Origin of the sequence: Rothia sp. CCM 9419, assembly GCF_048512815.1 — a bacterium.
Lineage (GTDB): Bacteria > Actinomycetota > Actinomycetes > Actinomycetales > Micrococcaceae > Rothia.
The window spans coordinates 17498-37830 of record NZ_JBLXXY010000006.1; the positions used below are offsets into that span (position 1 = coordinate 17498).

At 47.3% G+C, this 20333-nt stretch carries 15 protein-coding genes, 2 CRISPR repeat arrays and 1 riboswitch (1 of these 18 cut by a window edge); of the genes, 9 read left to right on the forward strand and 6 right to left on the reverse strand.

The features are described from left to right. On the forward strand, positions 1 to 1590 hold the full coding sequence (gatA, locus tag ACN08W_RS06115) for an Asp-tRNA(Asn)/Glu-tRNA(Gln) amidotransferase subunit GatA (RefSeq protein ID WP_419107515.1): 1590 nt from the start codon (positions 1 to 3) through the stop codon (positions 1588 to 1590). Continuing rightward, entirely contained in the window at positions 1590 to 3095 is a 1506-nt protein-coding gene (gene gatB, locus ACN08W_RS06120; RefSeq protein WP_419109046.1) for an Asp-tRNA(Asn)/Glu-tRNA(Gln) amidotransferase subunit GatB, read from the forward strand. The genes gatA and gatB overlap by 1 nt, the downstream gene beginning before the upstream one ends. A gap of 92 nt (positions 3096 to 3187) precedes the next feature. Here gatB and ACN08W_RS06125 read toward each other — a convergent pair whose 3' ends face one another. Continuing rightward, positions 3188 to 5347: a S9 family peptidase gene (locus ACN08W_RS06125; RefSeq protein ID WP_419109047.1), complete on the reverse strand. Its 2160-nt coding sequence runs from the start codon at positions 5345 to 5347 to the stop codon at positions 3188 to 3190. 168 nt (positions 5348 to 5515) lie between these two features. Next, a riboswitch (SAM riboswitch) is annotated at positions 5516 to 5634 on the forward strand. A gap of 116 nt (positions 5635 to 5750) precedes the next feature. Here ACN08W_RS06125 and metX point away from each other — a divergent pair. After that, on the forward strand, positions 5751 to 6896 hold the full coding sequence (gene metX, locus ACN08W_RS06130) for a homoserine O-acetyltransferase MetX (RefSeq protein WP_419109048.1): 1146 nt from the start codon (positions 5751 to 5753) through the stop codon (positions 6894 to 6896). Positions 6897 to 6907: 11 nt separating this feature from the next. On the opposite strand, the gene cas2e is transcribed toward metX, so the two are convergent. From cas2e to cas6e, 4 genes are read right to left on the reverse strand one after another with little or no spacing between them, the layout of a single operon-like run. After that, on the reverse strand, positions 6908 to 7219 hold the full coding sequence (cas2e, locus tag ACN08W_RS06135) for a type I-E CRISPR-associated endoribonuclease Cas2e (RefSeq protein ID WP_419103311.1): 312 nt from the start codon (positions 7217 to 7219) through the stop codon (positions 6908 to 6910). Continuing rightward, positions 7219 to 8160 (reverse strand): type I-E CRISPR-associated endonuclease Cas1e, encoded by a 942-nt coding sequence (cas1e, locus tag ACN08W_RS06140; RefSeq protein ID WP_419107229.1) that lies wholly within the window; start codon positions 8158 to 8160, stop codon positions 7219 to 7221. The genes cas2e and cas1e overlap by 1 nt, the downstream gene beginning before the upstream one ends. 12 nt (positions 8161 to 8172) lie before the next feature. Continuing rightward, the gene (cas3, locus tag ACN08W_RS06145) at positions 8173 to 10902 is read right to left on the reverse strand and encodes a CRISPR-associated helicase Cas3' (RefSeq protein ID WP_419109049.1); all 2730 of its coding nucleotides are present in this window, start codon (positions 10900 to 10902) and stop codon (positions 8173 to 8175) included. A gap of 16 nt (positions 10903 to 10918) precedes the next feature. After that, on the reverse strand, positions 10919 to 11575 hold the full coding sequence (gene cas6e / locus ACN08W_RS06150; protein WP_419109050.1) for a type I-E CRISPR-associated protein Cas6/Cse3/CasE: 657 nt from the start codon (positions 11573 to 11575) through the stop codon (positions 10919 to 10921). A gap of 196 nt (positions 11576 to 11771) precedes the next feature. Here cas6e and ACN08W_RS06155 point away from each other — a divergent pair, with 196 nt between their 5' ends. From ACN08W_RS06155 to ACN08W_RS06175, 5 genes are all read left to right on the forward strand, one after another. Continuing rightward, entirely contained in the window at positions 11772 to 13364 is a 1593-nt protein-coding gene (locus ACN08W_RS06155; protein ID WP_419109051.1) for a type I-E CRISPR-associated protein Cse1/CasA, read from the forward strand. A 25-nt stretch (positions 13365 to 13389) separates the two neighbouring features. Continuing rightward, positions 13390 to 13998 carry a type I-E CRISPR-associated protein Cse2/CasB gene (locus ACN08W_RS06160; RefSeq protein WP_419109052.1) on the forward strand — a complete coding sequence of 203 codons (609 nt, stop codon included), beginning with the start codon at positions 13390 to 13392 and terminating at the stop codon, positions 13996 to 13998. Positions 13999 to 14053: 55 nt separating this feature from the next. Next, positions 14054 to 15118: a type I-E CRISPR-associated protein Cas7/Cse4/CasC gene (locus ACN08W_RS06165; RefSeq protein ID WP_419109053.1), complete on the forward strand. Its 1065-nt coding sequence runs from the start codon at positions 14054 to 14056 to the stop codon at positions 15116 to 15118. Further along, a complete protein-coding gene (gene cas5e / locus ACN08W_RS06170) occupies positions 15115 to 15858 on the forward strand; it encodes a type I-E CRISPR-associated protein Cas5/CasD (RefSeq protein ID WP_419109054.1) in 744 nt (247 codons plus the stop codon). Before ACN08W_RS06165 ends, cas5e begins: the two co-directional genes overlap by 4 nt. Positions 15859 to 15939: 81 nt before the next feature. Further along, the gene (locus ACN08W_RS06175) at positions 15940 to 16623 is read left to right on the forward strand and encodes an alpha/beta hydrolase (protein WP_419109055.1); all 684 of its coding nucleotides are present in this window, start codon (positions 15940 to 15942) and stop codon (positions 16621 to 16623) included. 68 nt (positions 16624 to 16691) lie between these two features. Here the strand turns inward: ACN08W_RS06175 and ACN08W_RS06180 are convergent, their stop codons facing one another. Then, positions 16692 to 16922, reverse strand: a complete 231-nt coding sequence (locus tag ACN08W_RS06180; protein WP_419102135.1) for an RNA-binding S4 domain-containing protein — start codon at positions 16920 to 16922, stop codon at positions 16692 to 16694. Positions 16923 to 17109: 187 nt separating this feature from the next. Between ACN08W_RS06180 and ACN08W_RS06185 the strand changes: the two genes are divergently transcribed. Next, complete coding sequence (locus ACN08W_RS06185) at positions 17110 to 18492, forward strand: glycine--tRNA ligase (RefSeq protein WP_419103302.1); 1383 nt, start codon at positions 17110 to 17112, stop codon at positions 18490 to 18492. A gap of 725 nt (positions 18493 to 19217) precedes the next feature. Then, positions 19218 to 19491: a CRISPR direct-repeat array (repeat unit 29 nt; unit sequence GGAATTACCCCCACTGGCGTGGGGAAGAG). A gap of 96 nt (positions 19492 to 19587) precedes the next feature. Further along, a CRISPR array of direct repeats spans positions 19588 to 20333; the repeat unit is 29 nt; unit sequence GGAATTACCCCCACTGGCGTGGGGAAGAG (it continues 259 nt past the right edge of the window).

Genomic DNA, 20333 nt, shown 5'->3' on the forward strand with positions numbered 1-20333 from the left:
ATGAACGAACTCATTAAACTCTCTGCTGCAGAACTCGTCGAAAAACTTAAGTCTCGCGAAATCTCTTCAGTAGAAATCACCCAAGCACACCTAGACCGTATCAAAGCAACCGACGGGCAAGCCCTCGACAGCAACGACCGTTCCGCAGGAAAAGACGGACTCAACGCCTTCCTCCACACCAACGAAGAAGAAGCATTAGCAACCGCTCAAAGCGTTGACAAAGCCCGCGCAGCCGGCGAAGAACTCCCCGAACTAGCAGGCGTTCCCATCGCTATCAAAGACCTCATCGTCACCAAAGGACAACCCACCACCGCAGCATCTCGCATGCTTGAAGGCTGGATGAGCCCCTATGACGGTACCGTCACCCAAAAAGTTCGCCAAGCACGTATGCCCATCCTCGGCAAAACCAACCTTGACGAATTTGCAATGGGATCATCCACCGAACACTCCGCTTTCGGTGTCACCCGCAACCCATGGGCACTAGACCGTATCCCAGGCGGCTCCGGTGGTGGCTCCGCAACAGCAGTGGGTGCTTTCCAAGCACCTCTGGCATTAGGAACCGATACTGGAGGCTCCATCCGACAGCCAGCAGCCGTCACCGGAACTGTCGGCGTCAAACCAACCTACGGTTCTATCTCACGCTACGGCGTTATTGCCATGGCATCATCCCTAGACCAAGTAGGTCCTTGCTCCCGCACCGTTCTTGACGCAGCACTGCTTCACGAAGCCGTCGCAGGATACGACCGCCACGACTCAACTTCTTTGAACGAGCCGGTTGGCCCCTACGTTGAACAGGCACGAGAAGGCGCCCGAGAAGGAAGCCTAGCCGGAATCCGTATTGGCGTCATCAAAGAGCTCACTGGTGAAGGCTTCCAAAACGGTGTTACTGCACGCTTTAACGAATCACTAGAATTACTTAAAGAAGCTGGCGCCCATATTATTGAGGTCTCTTTGCCATCGGTCAAAGAGGCTCTTGGCGCGTACTACCTCATCATGTCTTCTGAGGTTTCCTCAAACCTCGCCAAATATGACGGCGTACGTTACGGGCTTCGTGTACTACCAGAAGACGGCCCACTGACCATCGAACGTGTCATGGCAGCAACCCGTGCCGCAGGATTCGGAGCAGAAGCAAAACGCCGTATCATTCTCGGAACATACGCCCTCTCTGCAGGATACTACGACGCCTACTACGGTTCAGCTCAAAAAGTTCGCACCCTCATCCAACGCGACTATGCTGCAGCCTTTGAACAATGCGATGTCCTCGTCTCACCAACAGCACCTACCACCGCATACAAACTCGGTGAAAAAACTGACGGTGACCCCATGGCAATGTACCTAGGCGATATCGCAACTGTACCTACCAACCTTGCGGGCGTCCCATCACTGTCTCTACCAGCTGGACTAGCTGACGAAGACGGCATGCCCGTAGGTATCCAATTCACCGCCCCAGCACACGAAGACGCACGTCTTTACCGTGTTGGCGCAGGGCTCGAAACCCTCTTGAACAACACCTGGGGTGCCCCACTATGGACACAGATGCCCGACACCGAATCACTGATTCGCGATTTTAACTTTGGGGGAGCGAAATAATGTCTGAAGAAACCCTAAGCTTCGACGAAGCAATCGAAAAATACGACCCAGTATTAGGCTTTGAAGTTCACGTAGAGCTCAACACCAAAACAAAAATGTTTGATGCTGCGCCCAACGAATTTGGCGATACACCAAACACCAACGTCACACCCGTATCCCTCGGGCTACCTGGTGTGCTTCCCGTCGTCAACGGAAAAGCTGTAGAATCTGCCATCAAATTGGGTCTTGCGCTAGGCTGCGAGATTGCACCAATTTCGCATTTTGCGCGTAAAAACTATTTTTACCCAGATACCCCTAAAAACTTCCAAACCTCACAATACGATGAGCCTATCGCCGCAAATGGCTCTCTCGATGTTGAACTTGAAGACGGAACAATCTTCACCATCGACATCGAACGTGCCCACATGGAAGAAGACGCCGGAAAACTCACCCACAAAGGCGGCGCAGACGGCCGTATTCAAGGTGCAGACTTCTCCCTCGTAGACTACAACAGAGCAGGCGTTCCCCTCATCGAAATCGTGACCCGACCCATCGTTGGGGCAGGAGAACGAGCACCAGAACTCGCACGAGCCTACGTGGCAGCTATCCGCGAAATCGTCAAAAACTTAGGAATTTCCGATGCGCGTATGGAACGTGGAAACGTCCGCTGTGACGCAAACGTCTCCCTCATGCCTAAAGGAAGCAGCACCTTTGGAACTCGCTCTGAAACAAAGAACGTCAACTCCTTACGCTCTGTAGAACGTGCTGTTCGATACGAGATTCAACGACATGCAGCTGTTCTAGAAGCTGGACAAAAAGTCGTTCAAGAAACCCGTCACTGGCACGAAGACACCCGTGAAACCTCACCGGGGCGTCCCAAATCAGACGCTGACGACTACCGGTACTTCCCAGAGCCAGACCTCGTGCCCGTGGTTACCGATAGCGAATGGATTGAACGTCTACGCGCAGAACTGCCAGAACCCCCTGCAGAACGCCGTCGCCGTCTCAAAGCAGAATGGGGATACTCTGATGAAGAGTTCCGTGACGTTGTCAACGCTGGGGCAATGGACGCAATTGAAGAGACCGTCGCTGCAGGCGCTAGCCCAACGGTAGCGCGTAAATGGTGGATGGGAGAAATCTCTCGCCTCGCAAAAGTTCGCGAAACCGAACTGCTCGAGCTTGGTGTAAGCGCACAAACCGTTGTGGAACTTAACCAACTCATTGAGAGCAAAAAAATCAACGATAAAATTGCTCGACAAGTTCTCGAATTTGTTCTTGACGGTGAAGGAACACCCACCGAAATTGTTGAAAAACGCTCTCTAGCTGTTGTTTCTGACGACGGTGCACTCAGCGGCGCTATCGACGATGCTTTAGCTGCAATGCCTGACGTTGCAGAGAAGATTCGTGGTGGCAAAGTTCAAGCTGTCGGCGCAATCGTTGGTCAAGTCATGAAAGCAACTCGCGGACAAGCAGACGCCGGACGTGTACGAGAACTCATCCTCGAAAAACTTGGCGTAGAACTCTAAGCCTCTTACACCTGGCTGAACACAAAAGCGGTGGTGTTGCCTCCAACGAGGCAACACCACCGCTTTTGTTATATACCGAAAAACCAGAAATATTATTGGTCTAATAAGTAAGTCAGCGCAAAAGCGTACTCCCACGCAATATCACGCCACGCAGTGTAACGGCCTGAACCGCCACCGTGCCCACCATCCATCTCAATCTTCAACAGGGGAGTAGCCGAATCAGCAGAGATACTCTCACGTAGCTGAGCTACCCACTTAGCCGGCTCAACATATAACACACGAGTATCGTTAAAACTCGTCACTGCAACAATCGGTGGATACTTGACGTGACGGATATTCTCGTATGGAGAATAAGACTTCATATACTCGTATACATCAACATCCTCAATAGGGTTACCCCATTCCTCCCACTCCAAAGCAGACAACGGAAGATCTGGATCAAGAATAGTCGTCAACGCATCCACAAACGGAACACCTGCGATAGCAGCACAATACTTCTCTGGAGCAAGATTCAGAACCGCACCAATGAGCAAACCGCCAGCAGAAGCACCAGAAATAGCAATCTTCTTCTGATCAACCCACGGGCGTTGCCCTAAGAACTCCGTAACATCAACAAAATCAGTAAAAGTATTCTTCTTCTGAAGTTTCTTACCATCTTGATACCACTGGCGTCCCATCTCGCCACCACCACGAATATGCGCCACCACATAAATCACGCCACGATCTAGAAGCGACAACCTCGCTATAGAGAAATAAGGATCTATCGACACCTCATAGGAACCATAACCATACTGGAACACGGGATGCTGCTGAGACAAATCAAGATCAGCACGATGAATAACAGAAATAGGAATCATCGCACCATCACGGGCAGGTGCCCACATGCGATACGCCTGATAATCCTCAGCATGATAATCGCCTAATACGGGGGTCTCACGGCGAAGAATAAGCTCCTGAGTACGCGGAAAATAGTCATAGATTCGAGGGGGAGTCACCCACGACGTGTACGAAATACGAATGACTGGCGAATCAATAGAAACATGAGAAACACCAGTCGTATAAATTTCCTCCACAAAACCGGTCGGCTCACTAAAAACAACCCCCGCATTCGACTGCGAACGCAACAAGGCACGCAAACGGTCTAAATCGGCAAGAAAAACTCGTACCGTCGTATTCTCACGAGCCGTCACCACAAGATGAGTTGACGAAAAATCAAACCCCTCAATACGCACCTCAGAACGATGAGGCATAACTTTAAGCCATAACTGACGGTACTGCTCAAAAGGCTGAGACGTTGGATAAGGGGCAAGCACAATTTCTGAGTTAAGAGCGTCAGCATCATGCATGATGAGAACATAAGGCACACCATCAATACGAATAGGCTCAACACCGTATTGCACACGATGCTTCTTACCAATAACCAACAAAGGCTCAGCCGACATATCTTGAAGCGGAACTAAACGAACCTCCGAAAACTCAGAAGAAAATGACGTAATAACGATATGAGTCCGGTCAGCAGAAAGAGCGCTGCTAAGCCACATCGCATTGTCATGCTCGGTGAAAAGAACACAATCTTCTTCCCCCGCACCAATACGGTGAGCCCGTATCTCATATGGGCGCCATGACTCATCGACAAGAGAATAAATAAGGGTTGATGCATCAGGAGTCAAATATGCGCCACTAAAAATACCGGGCAAAGTCTCCTCTGAAAGAGTCAACGTCTCTAAATCTAAGAAATACTGGGTATAGCGTTCATCGCCAGAATCATCAACACCAAAGCTCAACAAAGAACCATCTAACGAAGGCGAAAAAGACCCAAGAGAAAAGAACGGCAACTCTCGTGCAAACTCATTACAATCAAGAATGACCTGCTCTTGATCAAGAGGAACACCCGCCTGAACCTGCGGAGGAGAAAACATCTCCACCTCACCACCGTCTACCAAAGCAGGCACACGACAAAATACAGGGTACTGTTCACCCTCAATCGTCCGCGAAAAATACCACCAATCTCCATGGCGAGAAGGAACAGAAAGATCCGTCTCTAAGGTACGCTCCTTAATCTCCTGAAAAATACTTTCACGAAGTGCTTGCTGTGACTGAGTGGACTGCTCTGTATAAGCATTTTCTGTATTGAGGTACTCCACCACCTCAGAATCGTCCTTAGCACGAAGCCACTCATAATGGTCAATAAACGTATCGCCATGATGAACACGTGAAGACTCCACACGCTTCGTAACAGGTGCTTGAGACATGAAATGTACCTCCGAAAAGAAAAATAGATAATGCGCTCTTAAAACAACGCGACATGAGAACTATTCTAAAGACAAAATATGACGAAACAAGACAAACTACCGCATGAGAACGTAAAGAAGAAGAAACGGCTCGACCCACAACAAACCACTCAGATACGATAACAATACGGTCAAGAGCGCTAATACCAAGACTCAGCTTATTAGCCGGCAACCCTCCACTCGCGGCGGGGTGCCACTGAGACAGACCCGGCACCAGAAAAACACTCTAGACGGTGCAAGCGCGGGAGCAGTACGCACTACCTCCTCAACATAAGAGCCTGCACACCAAACAGGCAACACACTAGAGGAAACAACAGTGCAGATACAGCCCCAATCTACTACAACAATAGTTATTGGAGCATCTATGAGTACCCCAACAACACTCACTCACCAACACCACACAACCATCGAGACACTACCCCTAGAATCAGGGCACACACTACCCAACGCAACTATCGCCTACGAAACATGGGGAAACCTCAACAAACACAAAGACAACGCCGTGCTCATCTTACATGCCCTAACAGGAGACACCCACGTCGCCCACAACGAACACAACACTACTTACGGCTGGTGGGAAGACCTCGTTGGAGCAGGAAAAACCATCGACACAAACACCTACTTTGTCGTAGCACCGAATATTCTCGGTGGCTGTAACGGAAGCACCGGAGCACACAGCACACACCCACATAAACAACCGGAACAACCGTGGGGTTCTTCCTTCCCAAGACTCACCGTACGAGACACCGTACACGCCGAAAAACATCTAGCAGAAGCACTCGGCATCACACAATGGGCACATGTTATAGGAGGATCCCTCGGAGGAGCACGAGCCTTAGAATGGGCCATCACCTACCCCGAAAACGTACGTCACTGCGTCGTCATCGCCTCCGGCGCATACACCACCGCAGAACAACTAGCCTGGGCACAAGCACAAAACCTTGCTATCCGCAGCGACCAACACTTCTACGGAGGCGACTACTACGATAAACAACCTCCCAGCCAAGGACTAGGGATAGCTCGACGCATCGCACATATCACCTACCGAACCTCAGAAGAACTCCACACCCGATTCGGACGCACACAACAAACACAAAACAGTACACAATACAGCGTGGAATCATATATGGACTACCACGCGCATAAACTCGTGCAACGTTTTGACGCAAATAGCTACCTCAGCATTAACGAAATACTTATGAGCCACGACATCACCCGAAATCGTGGAACATTACACCAAACACTGCAACGAAGCCAATGCACATGGACCATCGCCTATGTGCACAATGACAGACTCTTCTACCCAGAACAATCACATGAACTAGCTAAGGCCTTACCCCAACCGGTACAAGCACAAGCTATCTACTCTCCAGCTGGACACGACGGATTCCTCCTAGAGACAAAACAACTACAAAAAATCCTAGAACCAGCTCTCAAACAAGGCAGAAAAACCCACTCACAACACGAAAAAGAAACAAACCCGGCATCGCCCCCGTTCACCTCACAATGAGCTACTGACCGCTATTCTTCAGAAGAAAATTCCTCGTGAGACAGGGGAGAAGACGACGCTAAAAGTACCCCATCACAATCAACCATGACACGACGCCGCACACCATGCGTACGTACATTAAACCCCTGTTCCATGCTCTTGTCGCTATACACAAGAGTCAATAACCCATCTCCAGCAGCTAATACACACCGTTCCCACAGATTATCTCGAACACGAGCCGAAACATTACCAACAAAAACACCCACCGATACTTCAGAAAGAAACCGCGTTAAATACCCATGTACATGCTGAGGTAAAGAAACCGTGGTGAGAACAACAAACATTACTGCGCCCTTCGACCATATTGAGTGTGACCAGTTACTTCCTCGCCTCTATCACTAATCAGACGATCATCATCACGATGAGGTAATTGCGGGCTATACACCTCTATCAACGTTTTCACCATGCCCTGCAAAACATTCTGACGTACCAACTCCCGACGAACAGCACGCCTAATATCTTCTGCAATATTCTCACTACTCGAGAACGAAAAAGCTAACGGAATACTTAAAGAAGGCTTATAAAGATCCGCAAGGTCATACAATAAAGAACGAATATCCCCACGATGAATCACCCCTAAAGCAGGGTTCAAACCCAATGCAGCACAAGCAGAAGCAGCACAACCGTACAAAATCGAATGAGCCAGATTCAACGCAACATTAACATTATCCGTTGCCGAAACGTCACGTTTAAACCCCTGAACACCATGTTTCTTAGCCTGCTCTCGATATAGATTGCGTATCGTCCGGCCCTCTAAACCACGCATCGTCGCAATAGAACCACCCGGCATTTTCTCAATACCTAGCTGCTTTTTGTACAGAATAAGAGCCGCTTGCTTTTGAAATTTCTCTTGGGCAGCAGTACGTGCCTGAGCAATAGCCCAACGAGCAGAAGAGGTCAGCGGTGTAGCATGAGAATATGCTGGTACACCGCCACCACCAGAGAACAGCACTGTGACACCTGCCCTCGTGCACGAGGTAATTGCTGGCTGAGAAATACTCGTCCCAGGACCTAACATCAAAACAGCAAGACTACTCACCGGCAATTGTATTTTCTGCCCCGCAAGTTTTTCAGAACCCCGCTCCGAACCCCACGCAACAACACCTGTTTTCTCTTGTTTAATAACGCAATACTCTAAGTAAAGAAAAGACACTCGATCTTCTAAACGAACCTGATGAGAAGCCGGTATCGTCGAAAAAGCTAAAGCCTCATCCGAATAAGCCATAAGAACATCCCCCTATTCCTCAGTAAAGAGGTGCTCTGAAAATCCTGACGCAGGGTCATAAAAACGCTCAGCCTGAGGCAAATACGAATACCGCTTCAGAAGAGACGGCGCATCAGCCAAAGAAACTAATTGCTCTGATAATTTTGAAGAAGAAACAACTAATGGCAAAGAACCTTTTGAAGAAGAAACAACTAATGGCAAAGAACCTTTTAATGCTTGCCGAATCTTCTGCTGTTCTTGAGGAGTAATCTTTGCTAGATCTTCGGGGGCACCATCCCACGCACCAGGAATACTGCCATCAGAACAGCAAAGAATAACCGGTGTGCTTTCATGTTCAATAAGGCGTGTACGCCGTTCAGCAGATTCCTCGTCTCCACCTCTTTGAGTGAGCTGTTTGAACTCCGTTATATTAGCCTCATCAGCTAACGCTTTTTCTAAGGGTGTCGCCGCGCTGAGACCCTCACGAATACGATTAATGATATCGGCAAAGGCATCTAAAGATGCGTCATTATTCTGGGCTTCTAAAGTGTCAAGAGATAAAGATGAGCTATCAATAAAAGCTTGATTATTATCGGGTACGACAAAATGCTGATGCTCCATCAAAAACGACCATGTACGCTCCAACTCAGCCTGAAAATACGGTGCACTTGAATACTTATCAAGTTCAGCAACACGAACCACCCGAATCGGTATATGCGGAACACCTGGAATACGCTCTGCACGCAAAACATCAGAACGCCTCCACACCCTACCAGCACGCTGAATCAACGACGCTGACGGGCACAAATCCGTACTCAAAAAATCTAAATCAATATCCAAAGAAGCTTCAATAGCTTGAGTACCCACAACAATAACAGACTCAGCCGTCTTACCAGCACCAATCAGCGCTTCAAGCTGTTGTGCGTTAATACGACGATGCTCCGCCGTCATCCGAGAATGAAGAAGAACAACACCCCCATACTCTTGCTCAAGAGCAGCAGCAACCGTCTGCGCTCGCTGAACCGTATTACAAATAACGCCGATACGAGCTTTGGGGAATCGTTCACGCATGGAACGAACCCACATAATATGGGAATCTTCTAGAGAATTAGAATCGACTGTATCTAATGAAAAATCAATGCTATATGTGTCACTTGGTAGGGCAGAAGTCTCCGGTGTAGAAGAAGAATACTCTAATGATTCTGTTGCAGGGAAAGCCGGAACAAGGCTGTGCTCGGCTAGAGACTCACCTGTATACGCTTCCAAAAATTGTTGACGCTGCCACTGCGGTAAAGTTGCCGTCAGCAAAGTGACACGCGTATTCGTCTTTCCCAACCATCCAAGAAGAGTGACCAATAATTGTGTTTGATAATGATCGAGAGTATGCACCTCATCAACCACAATATGAGAGTTTGCCAAAGCCAATAACCGCAGATGAGTCCACTTAAGAGGCAAAGAACCCATCAACGCCTGATCTACCGTGCCAACAAAAACAGGAGCAAGTAAACGAGCCGCACCAGAACGCACAAACTCCGTAGGATATAAACCGCCAGAACCTTGCCCCACACAAGAACTATCACCCATCTCAGAACCGCCAAAGCTCGTGACAGGGGTTTGGTAAAAATCCTCAATAGACGCTAGACCATGCGCCAAAGCCGCAACATTCGGCGTACCCTCATAAAACTTTTGCACCCTACGCATCAAAGCGTTAGAAGTTGCCTGAGTAGGAAGCAAAAACAACAAACGTTCTTGTTCTGTACAATGACGCAACAAAGCAGCCTCTGTTTTACCTCCGCCGGTCTGCACCATCACATTCCACAATCCACCACCAGAACGCAACGCTTCAGCCTGCATAGGCCGAGGCTCATAATCACCAAGAATAGCCTGACGAGCAGCAACCTCGTCCTCCCAACCATGGTAAACACCAACAGTTTCCTCAACCTTGTGAAGGGCCTGTTCATATAAAGCGGCTACCCATTCATTCGGTTTCTCTAAAACCAGCGTTCCGTCAGCCATGAGCTGTTGATTCTGAGCGACCCAATCAGAATGCGAAGCAATCCTATCTGCAAGAATAGTTAGACCCGAAAGCAACACAACCACCGTATTAGACACTTCATCAGGGAACTCCTTGCGGCAAATTCCTACTGCTTGCTCCAATAATGACAACAAATCATTCTGAGCCTGTGTCCAACCGTTTTCTTCAAGGAGGGACGTAAATTTTTGATGTAGGTAGGACGTATCATCTACAAATTCCTGAGGGATATCCGCATCAAAAGGAATGGCGAAATATCCATGATGCCCTAAAGCCGGTAAACATTGCCAAGAAGCTCTACTTTCATCTTCTTCGCAGGATTCTCCCTTCGATAAGAAACCTAGGGCAAGAGCACTAATTTGTTCATGTCGCCTGAGAGTGGAATTTCTAATCTCTCCGGGGGTAAGGCGTTCTATACCGTTAAAAGCTTGCGGTAAATGATCCAGAATATTCTTACGAATGCTGTCCCAGACTTCTGCTTTGCGGGTAAATTGCCCCTGAAATAAAGGTGAGGCTTTACCAACATCATGGCTACCAGCAATAAAACAAATAATACTCCGTGCCTGTTCCCCTAGTTCCTGTTCAAAAAGTTCTTGAAGGCCTGGTCGTAGCCAATGGTCGTAGAGAACGCCTGCGACTGCTGCAGTATCGAGCAGGTGGGCAAGGAGGGGATATGTGCCGTGAGTATTTTCTTGCTTTGCCCAGAGGTAGCTATGTGTTGATACAGACATGAGTGTTCCGCAACGCTTATTGGGCAATTTTAATGCTAAGCATTCCACAACCATAGGATTTGGCTCGTCCTATGCCGTTGAGAAGTGCCTGCTCAAGAACTGATGGGGAATCAACGTAGGCGAATCCGTCTACGGTATCTACCTGAACGATAAGATTTCCTTGCTTTTCGTCTTTGTGTTCGGTACTCAAAACTTGGCGCTGATGATTCATGATGGAGACGTCTTTGAGCGCACCAGAAAGACGTTGTGCAAGCCAATGAGTGAAACTTAAAGGGTTTTCTGAGTCTTCCCCATCAAATGGAACAGATGACATTTTTTTAGAATGGGCTTTACGAATAGTGCCATTGATTGAGAGTCTAAAAGCAACAGGTGTTCCTTCTGGTGGGGACTGGAGAGAAACTTCTTTCGTCTCAAGCTCTTCAATAATGTCTTCTGCCTGTACAGGAATAGAAGATTGGACTAGGAAATATGGAGCATGCCCTGGAACGGAATCTAAACGGAAGAGAATATTGTTTTCTGCCCGTGGGTTAGAAGAACCTAGATTATTGTCAAATAACCCCATAACAGCACGGTGCCTGAACCTAGGGGAATCAAGATAGGAAAGCGGAGTATGGGGCGCTCTCTTAAGAGCAGAATGTACTGGAAACTTTGTGAGATAGGCGGTTGTACTCATTGTGTGATGTCCCTTCTCTAGAACTCTCTGCTGTGAAGAACAATACTGTCGTTACGTTCTAAAGTATCATTACATTATTTACTTGGGTACCTTTTAAAAGATTACGGAATTATCATTGGTATGTAAGCTCATTCAATGGAACAATGTGAGTTACACTACTTTAGTGTATGGGTAATCTCAGTGGAGGTAAAAGAACGTGGTCAATGCTTTAAGAGATGTATCTTTTGTAAAATTAGATACTGGTTGTGTGACTGTGCGTGAGGCGCTTCTAAAGGCTCATCTTCCTGAGACTACGTTGGATATGAAAGTTCCTGGTTACGAATACGGTGCAGTATTGAGACTACTATCGACTGTAGCTGCGGTAAGTTTGAGATACTGTGGTTTTGATAGTTTTAAAAAAACAAAAAAGATAAGTTCCAAACTTATAACAGACGGTATTCCAGAAGAAGCACTGGATAAAGCATTAAAAGATTTAGAACCAGGTAGTTTTATCTTTGACGATATTACGCCTTTTATGCAATACAAATGGGTTGAGTTAGACGATCAAGGCGTTATCAGATTACAGAAAAAGCAAGAAAAAGGCCCTGCCGCAAAATTAAATCCGACTTTACCCTCATCTAAGCGTGAAGAGTTCTGGAACTTAAAAGACGTTCGGCGTTCAGAGCTGTCTTTACCCGAAGCGATAATGGGAATTTTAGTTTACTGTAATTATTCGATGGCGGGGAATAGCGCATATGAAGGGCGTAAATGCCAATCGGGGGCACCTGCTATTCGCTTCGTAGGTAAAGGAAATACTGCCACTGAGATATTTTGGCAGGGGGGCAGCCTACTTGCCACGTTGCTGATGTCTATTCCCAAAAGCTGGGTCTTCAGTGAAGAGTTGCCTGCATGGGCAGACAGAGAAGGCAAAACAAAAGCGAAGACCCCCTCTATGGAACCGTCATTATGGGATGCAACATGGAGTTCTAACACCGTTACTACGTACTGGAACGATAAAAAATTAGTAGGAGTGGATTTGGGCGGGATACCTGAGAATTGGTATTTACCAGAGATGGGTTCACCAACTGACAAAGATGAACCTAGAAAAAAATGGTGGGGCACCCGCAATACACTAGACCCCTTCTATCTATATCTACCAGATGATAAGGGGAATCCTAAAACCCAACGCCTCGATTTAAGCAAGGATGCTACAGCGTTAGCCGTGGAATGGGCTTCAAAAGCTCATCTTAAGAACGCAGCAGATGGACTGCAAACTAATCGTATATATGGAGGTACGGGAAAAGAAAAACTCTGTTTTGTTCGTCATCAGATTGAAGGAACATCGACTTCGGCAAGTATTAGGGCGTCTTCTGTATACCGTCCAGACTCAAAGCAGTGGGTATTCGATTCGTCGGAAGACTTACAACGAGAGATACGAAACCACGCAAAAATAATATACACACTTCATGAGATTGTTTGTTCTCCATTTAGCAGGAATGAGGGAAAAGGGAAAAACTCTCAAAAAGCAGGAAAAACGGCTGTAATTTTGGATGATTTAGGACATCGAAAAGAGGATATTTCTGCATATTTCTGGCGTGAAATTGCTCCTGTTTATGAAGGGTTTGTGAAGACCGCCAAAAGAGGGGAACGAGAAATTCCTCAAGAACTGTTAGAAGCAGCATATGTAGCTACTTTGCGAGCCTATGATAAGACTGTTGCTCCTCACCTGAGTCAACGTCCAGGGCGTATCGCTTATGTACGAGCAGATTTGAAACGCCGTTTACGCACCGCTTTATTCCCGCAAAAATAATCTCGTTGATAGGAAGGAGCCCCCTATGGCTCAGCAATCGTATAACAGTCTCCTTAACTTCACGCTAAGAGTAAGAGAATCCCAATCTAACTCAAAGAAAGCCTGGTCAGCTCTTCGAAAGGGCCTAGTACCTACTCTGGAACATTATGCTTACCCCTATGTGCTACCACACCTAGAGAGCACCCACGACCAAACGGCAACGCTTCGTGCTATTGGACTCATTGCAGAATTTAAGGATATCCCTGCCCAGAAACCTGATAAAGACGGGAAATACCAGTGGAAGAGCATCGGAACGTGGGCTGCAGAAGTAACTCGTGCGCTTGCCAAGGACAGAGATATAGAGCTAAACCCCGATAACCCAGATAGGAATAACCCAGACAGGATAGGTCAGCTTTTAGCGTATCTGCACACACAAAACTTAGAAGAGGCAGTTCGCACTTTATACCGCATCATGTACATGACGAAAAACCTTAACAACGTTCCGGCAATGCATTTTGGTGCACTCATTAACGTATTCACTTATTGGGGCAATGGAATTTCTGAAGAATCACGCGAACACCGTCTAACACTGATTCGCGATTACTATTCAGCAGTTTTACCTAAAAAAGAAAAAACTGAAGAAACAGAAGCATAAAGCTTTTATACACACCAAATATTTTTTAACACTACTGACTTGAAAGGCCGTTGATATGTCTCGTCACCTGACCTTGAGCATCGTCTCATCTGTACCCTACTCTAACCTCAACCGTGATGATATAGGAACACCAAAGCGTGCAACTATCGGCGGAAGCTTACGTGCACTGCACTCCTCGCAATCCATCAAACGAGGAATCCGTGTTGCCTATGAGAACGCCTCTTTAGACTATTCTGTGCGTTCTGGTTCTGGTTTTCTTTCTGAAGATGTCGTGGCAAAAGCCTTAGAGATTCAACCTGATGCAGACGAAAAAGCTTTAACCAAAGAAGCCAAAAAAATTATTGGTTCGCTAACTAAAAAAGATAAAAACGAAAAAGAAAGTGACTCAGAACGTTCCTCATGGCTCAGCGAAGAGGAACTCACCACCGCTGCATACACGGCACTAGGGCGTACCGACGAAACTTTCATCGAAGATGGACGTACTGGCTCTCTTGCTATCGCAGCTTTTGGCCGTATGTTTGCTAATGCGCCCAGCAAAAACACCGAAGCAGCTCTCAGCGTCTCACCCGGAGTAACAACACACCCCGCAATCATCGAAACAGACTACTTCTCCACTGTTGACGACATTAAAGAACGTAACTGTGAATCTGGCGCAACATACCTTGGCGTTGCACAATACACGAACGGTATTTTCTACCGCACTGTAAGCATCGACCGCGAACAGCTCAAGAAAAGCTGGGCAGGATTTGGTCAAGAAGACTCTAAAGAGAACCTACGCCAACTCATCACCGCAATTCTCTACGGAATGCCCCGCGGTAAAGAAAACAGCACCGCACCTTATGTTCAGCCTGCTCTCGTTCTAGCAGAAGAACAACAGTACCGTACCGCATACGACTTCGAAACACCCGTAAAAAATGGTGCTGAAGGCGGATACCTCGGCGCAACAATCGACGAACTCGCTCAACAATATGCTGCAGCACGACGCTTCGACCCAGACAACTTCGGTCCCGTAGAATCCCTCACCGGAACATACACCAACCTTGACGGAAAATTTGGTGACCTCAAAGCTGTCTCCCGCAAAGAATTCGTAGAGAACATCGTGGAATGGATCTGCCAATGACATCATCGGTGTATTTGAGACTAGCTGGCCCCTTACAATCTTGGGCTGGGGAATCCGTCACCGGTAATATCGTCAACACAGGTAAACTCCCTACACCAAGTGCCCTCCGAGGGCTTCTCGCAGGTGCATTGGGGTATCAACGAGGACAATGGCCACAATGGTTAGAAAACGTAGAGTTTACTATCCGTGTGGAACGCCCTGTACAATACACCGACGATTTTCAGACGATTAACCCTCCTTTTGGAAAGGAAAAACTTTTCCGTCGCCGTATTCTACCCCTTCACGGAAAACGAGTTTCGAGCGATACAAGCTTGTCTTTTACTCCTGATAAACGGTCTAAAACCGCTATCGTGAACCGTACATATCTTGCAGATAGCGAATTTATTGTACGTATCACCGCAGAAGATAAAACTGAAGAAATAGATGCGGCGTTAAGAAGCCCCCAATTCAGCACCTATTTAGGGCGCAAAGCGTTTCCTGCAGTGTTTCCTTTTTACTTAGGAGTAGGGGACTCAGACGAGATCTCTAAAATCCCTACGGTCAAGAGAAAACAACGAAGAGAGCAACGCTCCACTGTGCAAGAGGCAGGCGCAGAAGGGTCTGCAACAGTGACAATCTATCAATTTGTTGACGATGCTCCCAACGGAGGGGAACTGACTAGAGTTCCTGTTGTACAAGACCGCAATACGTGGTTAGAAAAAACAGCAGAACTTCTCAAACGACGTAAAACGCTCATATAAAACAGCAAGAACTCGTTGTGGAACCCTACTTTAGGCGCACCACAACGAGTTCTTTTGCCATACCCATTACTAAGGAAAAACATGACTTATACCGTCGAATACCTACACCCCGCACAAGAACGTGCTGGAACACATCTCATTCTTCTCTTACATGGGTATGGTTCTAACGAACAAGACCTCCTGCAAATAGCCAAACTCATCGGTTCAGAAAACATTACATGGGCGAGCATGAGAGCACCTCAGCCCGTCGGCGCAACCATTGACGACACCGCAACCACCGCACATATTCCCGCCGTCAGCTACGGGTACCAGTGGTTTCCACTCAACCAGCTCTTAGACAGTTCCTTACACAGCATTAACCTAGCCTGCGACTACGTGAACCAATGGCTAGACAAAGAATGTGCAGACTACGATGGGATAACGCTCCTCGGCTTCTCACAAGGTATGGCATTAGCAACAAGTATTGCGCGACGCTATCCCGAAAAAATATCAGCAATTATTGGCCTTAGCGGATACATCATTGAAACAGAAGAATGGGCTAAAACCACACAACAACTCAAACAACGACAAATACCAGTCTTCTACGGTTACGGCGACCAAGACCCCATTATTCCTACCGAAAAAGAAGAATATACTCGCTCATGGTTAGAAGAAAACACTAACCCCGAAATACACGAATACTCTGGAATGGCTCACAGCATCTGCCCACAAGAAATACAGCACGTAGCGTCATTTATCCAGAAAAATATACTCCCGTTAACATAGCTATAGTGAGGAAAACAGCTACGCTACACGTGTACCGAATCTTAACTGCAACCGGTATATACAGTAATTTACTGTTTACTTTCAGAGGCGACCTCAACAGTAATACCGTTGAGCGTTACCGTGTCGCCATGGCGTAGCTGCTTTCCGCGGGCCTCTTCAATATCACCGTTAACCTTCACAAGACCATCTTGAATGAGTTCACGGGCATGAACACCGTTCTCTACTAAAGCCGCAAGTTTAAGAAACTGCCCTAGCCGGATACTCTCATCACGAATAAAAATACGTTCAACATTACTCATAACTAATACTCTAACCGATGAACCAGCAGGCAAAAGACCTACGCTTTAACTCAAGACGTATCACACCGCTCAGTAACAGAACGAACCATAATAATAAGGTACTCTTAGACAACGCGTACAGATACGCACAGACACTATAAAACAACCCCTGCACGTCGTCTCCAGCGGCGGGGCACTAGGAGTAATAATGGCAGAAAAAACAGTTCTCGATAACGTCATCACCTTGGCAAAACGCCGAGGCTTCGTCTTCCAAGCCGGCGAAATCTACGGCGGAACACGATCAGCGTGGGACTACGGCCCCCTAGGTGCTGAACTCAAAGAGAACATTCGCCAACAATGGTGGCAAACATTTGTACGCGGACGCGAAGACATGGTTGGACTCGACTCTTCCGTCATCCTCCCCACCAAAATTTGGGAAGCATCCGGTCACGTAGAAACCTTCACCGACCCCTTGGTTGAATGCCTCTCATGCCACACCCGCCTACGACAAGACCACCTCATCGAAGCCTACGAAGAGAAAAAAGGTCGCGCACCAGAAAACGGCATGGCAGACATCGCCTGCCCCAAATGCGGTACACGCGGACAATGGACCGAACCACAAAACTTCTCTGGTCTGATGAAAACCTACCTCGGACCAGTCGATAACGAAGAAGGCCTACACTTCCTCCGCCCCGAAACAGCGCAGGGAATCTTCGTAAACTTCAACAACGTGGTAACTGCTGCACGCAAACGCCCACCCTTCGGCATCGGACAAATTGGTAAAGCCTTCCGCAACGAAATCACCCCAGGAAACTTCATCTTCCGAACCCGCGAGTTTGAACAGATGGAGATCGAATTCTTCACCCACCCTGAAGAAGCACCACAACACTTTGAACAATGGGTTGAAGACTGCTGGAACTGGTTTGTTGACCTAGGTATCAACCCAGATAACATGCGGAAATTTGATGTTCCTGAAGACGACCGTGCCCACTACTCTGCCGGAACCATCGACATCGAATACAAATTTGGTTTCCAAGGCAACCCTTGGGGCGAACTCATGGGTGTTGCAAACCGTACAGACTACGACCTTGGTGTGCATAACAAACACTCAAACGCTAAGCTTGAATACTTTGACCAAGGAACCGGCGAACGCTACGTACCTTATGTTATTGAACCGTCCTTCGGACTCACCCGCTCTATGATGGCGTTCCTTGTAGATGCGTATCTAGAAGATGAAGCACCTAATACTAAAGGTGGAGTAGACAAGCGTACTGTGCTTAAACTTGATCCTCGTCTTGCACCTGTTAAAGCAGCGGTGTTGCCACTATCTAAAAAAGAAGATTTGGTGCCAACAGCAAAGAACCTTGCACAGCAGCTTCGTCGTCAATGGAATGTTGATTATGATGACTCTGGCGCTATTGGACGTCGTTACCGCCGTCAAGATGAGATTGGTACACCGTTTTGCATCACTGTAGATTTTGACACTCTTGAAGACCAGGCAGTGACGATTCGTGAACGTGACACAATGAATCAAGAACGTGTTTCTTTGGACAAGGTACAAAGCTATCTTGCTGAAAAACTTCTAGGGTAAAACCTAGGTTCATTCTTATAGAAATTCATAATTCTTATGGTGTCTGGTGCTATCTTCGTGGTGGTGTCAGACACCATTTTTATATCTAAGGATAAAGAATGAAAAAAGAGACAAAAAACTTATACGTCATATCAATAATTGTCGCAACCTTATTTATGCTTACGTTTATATTGACGGCTTCAGGACTGCTGAGTTTATTTTTTGATTCTGATACAGAAAATAGCTTAGATGCAACCAATTACCTGTCATTTGTATCTATCTCTTAAATTTTCTGGGTTAGCTCAATAGAACCCCCTACTCTAAGCCTCATCTATGGGTGATGTTCTATGGGGTTACTAAGAGATACTGCTCTAACCTTGTGTATCTTCTCGTTATTGCTTGGGGTCGAGATGATTCGGGTTTTGTTTCATTTTCCTGTTCGACTGCCATTCTTGGTCTTCTCTATAAAGTTTCTTGAATCCGTAGTAGAGAAAGCGAATCACCAATACAACTATTGCTAAAGATACGATTATGCTGATTAGGGCGAGAATGGAAATAACAAGGTGAGTCATAAATTTATTCGCTCCTTAGTCATTTTTGATGGCTTGACGAATATCTATAAGTATCGGTTCTTGCAAACCATCAAATGAGATGCAAGTCACTATACACTACTTGTGTGGGGTGTTCAAGGAACTTATTGGATTCTCTGACATGGGGGAAGAATTATCTCTCAAGGAAGGGAGATTTGCCTCCCCCCCACTGGCGTGGGGAAGAGCATATTTTCGAGTATTTTCAGCAAGAGTAAAAGGAATTACCCCCACTGGCGTGGGGAAGAGTTTTGATGCTGGAACTGGTGCCAAGGTAAGACGGAATTACCCCCACTGGCGTGGGGAAGAGTCCGGAGCTAAAGGATACCTCTTCAGCCGCTTGGAATTACCCCCACTGGCGTGGGGAAGAGAAACTACAGTTTATTGCTCGTAGTATTCAAACGGAATTACCCCCACTGGCGTGGGGAAGAGTTTTTTCGCCGTTTGGTTTACCGACATATAGTGGAATTACCCCCCCCCACTGGCGTGGGGAAGAGCTTTTCTCGCCTTGGAAAAACAACAGGCTCAAGGAATTACCCCCACTGGCGTGGGGAAGAGTCCTAAACCTAACAGCACGAACATGATTTGAAGGAATTACCCCCACTGGCGTGGGGAAGAGGGACTAGCCCTTTAATGATCTCAAGGATAGTCGGAATTACCCCCACTGGCGTGGGGAAGAGTGGTCATTGTTTTATTACGAATGAGGATGTTAGGAATTACCCCCACTGGCGTGGGGAAGAGTAGCTTCATTAACTTTCCACGCTGCAAAACTCGGAATTACCCCCACTGGCGTGGGGAAGAGTCTCTCGCCAATACTACGGTAGCGGGGATTACGGAATTACCCCCACTGGCGTGGGGAAGAGCTTTGCAACCTACAACCCGCTAGCGAAAAATGGGAATTACCCCCACTGGCGTGGGGAAGAGTATTAGCTCTGGAAGCTTCGGCAAATATGGCAGGAATTACCCCCACTGGCGTGGGGAAGAGCTTGGCTAATAATAATGCCCCTTTTTCTTGCGGGAATTACCCCCACTGGCGTGGGGAAGAGTTCTGCCACTGCCAGAATGACCTTAATAGGAGGGAATTACCCCCACTGGCGTGGGGAAGAGTCACCGCAACCACCACAAACAAACACATCGCGGGAATTACCCCCACTGGCGTGGGGAAGAGCGCTTTCTTTGCTGGGTAAGATTTATGAGAATGGAATTACCCCCACTGGCGTGGGGAAGAGCTTTCCAATACTCATTGAGCCAGTATTTCTCCGGAATTACCCCCAC

Excerpts from the sequence above, each read along its gene's own strand:
- ACN08W_RS06125 (WP_419109047.1), bottom strand. The coding sequence starts at position 5,347 with ATGTCTCAAGCACCTGTTACGAAGCGTGTGGAGTCTTCACGTGTTCAT.
- gatB (WP_419109046.1), top strand. The coding sequence starts at position 1,590 with ATGTCTGAAGAAACCCTAAGCTTCGACGAAGCAATCGAAAAATACGAC.
- ACN08W_RS06175 (WP_419109055.1), top strand. The coding sequence starts at position 15,940 with ATGACTTATACCGTCGAATACCTACACCCCGCACAAGAACGTGCTGGA.
- ACN08W_RS06180 (WP_419102135.1), bottom strand. The coding sequence starts at position 16,922 with ATGAGTAATGTTGAACGTATTTTTATTCGTGATGAGAGTATCCGGCTA.
- cas6e (WP_419109050.1), bottom strand. The coding sequence starts at position 11,575 with ATGAGTACAACCGCCTATCTCACAAAGTTTCCAGTACATTCTGCTCTT.
- cas2e (WP_419103311.1), bottom strand. The coding sequence starts at position 7,219 with ATGTTTGTTGTTCTCACCACGGTTTCTTTACCTCAGCATGTACATGGG.
- gatA (WP_419107515.1), top strand. The coding sequence starts at position 1 with ATGAACGAACTCATTAAACTCTCTGCTGCAGAACTCGTCGAAAAACTT.
- ACN08W_RS06185 (WP_419103302.1), top strand. The coding sequence starts at position 17,110 with ATGGCAGAAAAAACAGTTCTCGATAACGTCATCACCTTGGCAAAACGC.
- metX (WP_419109048.1), top strand. The coding sequence starts at position 5,751 with ATGAGTACCCCAACAACACTCACTCACCAACACCACACAACCATCGAG.
- cas5e (WP_419109054.1), top strand. The coding sequence starts at position 15,115 with ATGACATCATCGGTGTATTTGAGACTAGCTGGCCCCTTACAATCTTGG.
- ACN08W_RS06160 (WP_419109052.1), top strand. The coding sequence starts at position 13,390 with ATGGCTCAGCAATCGTATAACAGTCTCCTTAACTTCACGCTAAGAGTA.
- cas1e (WP_419107229.1), bottom strand. The coding sequence starts at position 8,160 with ATGGCTTATTCGGATGAGGCTTTAGCTTTTTCGACGATACCGGCTTCT.
- ACN08W_RS06165 (WP_419109053.1), top strand. The coding sequence starts at position 14,054 with ATGTCTCGTCACCTGACCTTGAGCATCGTCTCATCTGTACCCTACTCT.
- cas3 (WP_419109049.1), bottom strand. The coding sequence starts at position 10,902 with ATGTCTGTATCAACACATAGCTACCTCTGGGCAAAGCAAGAAAATACT.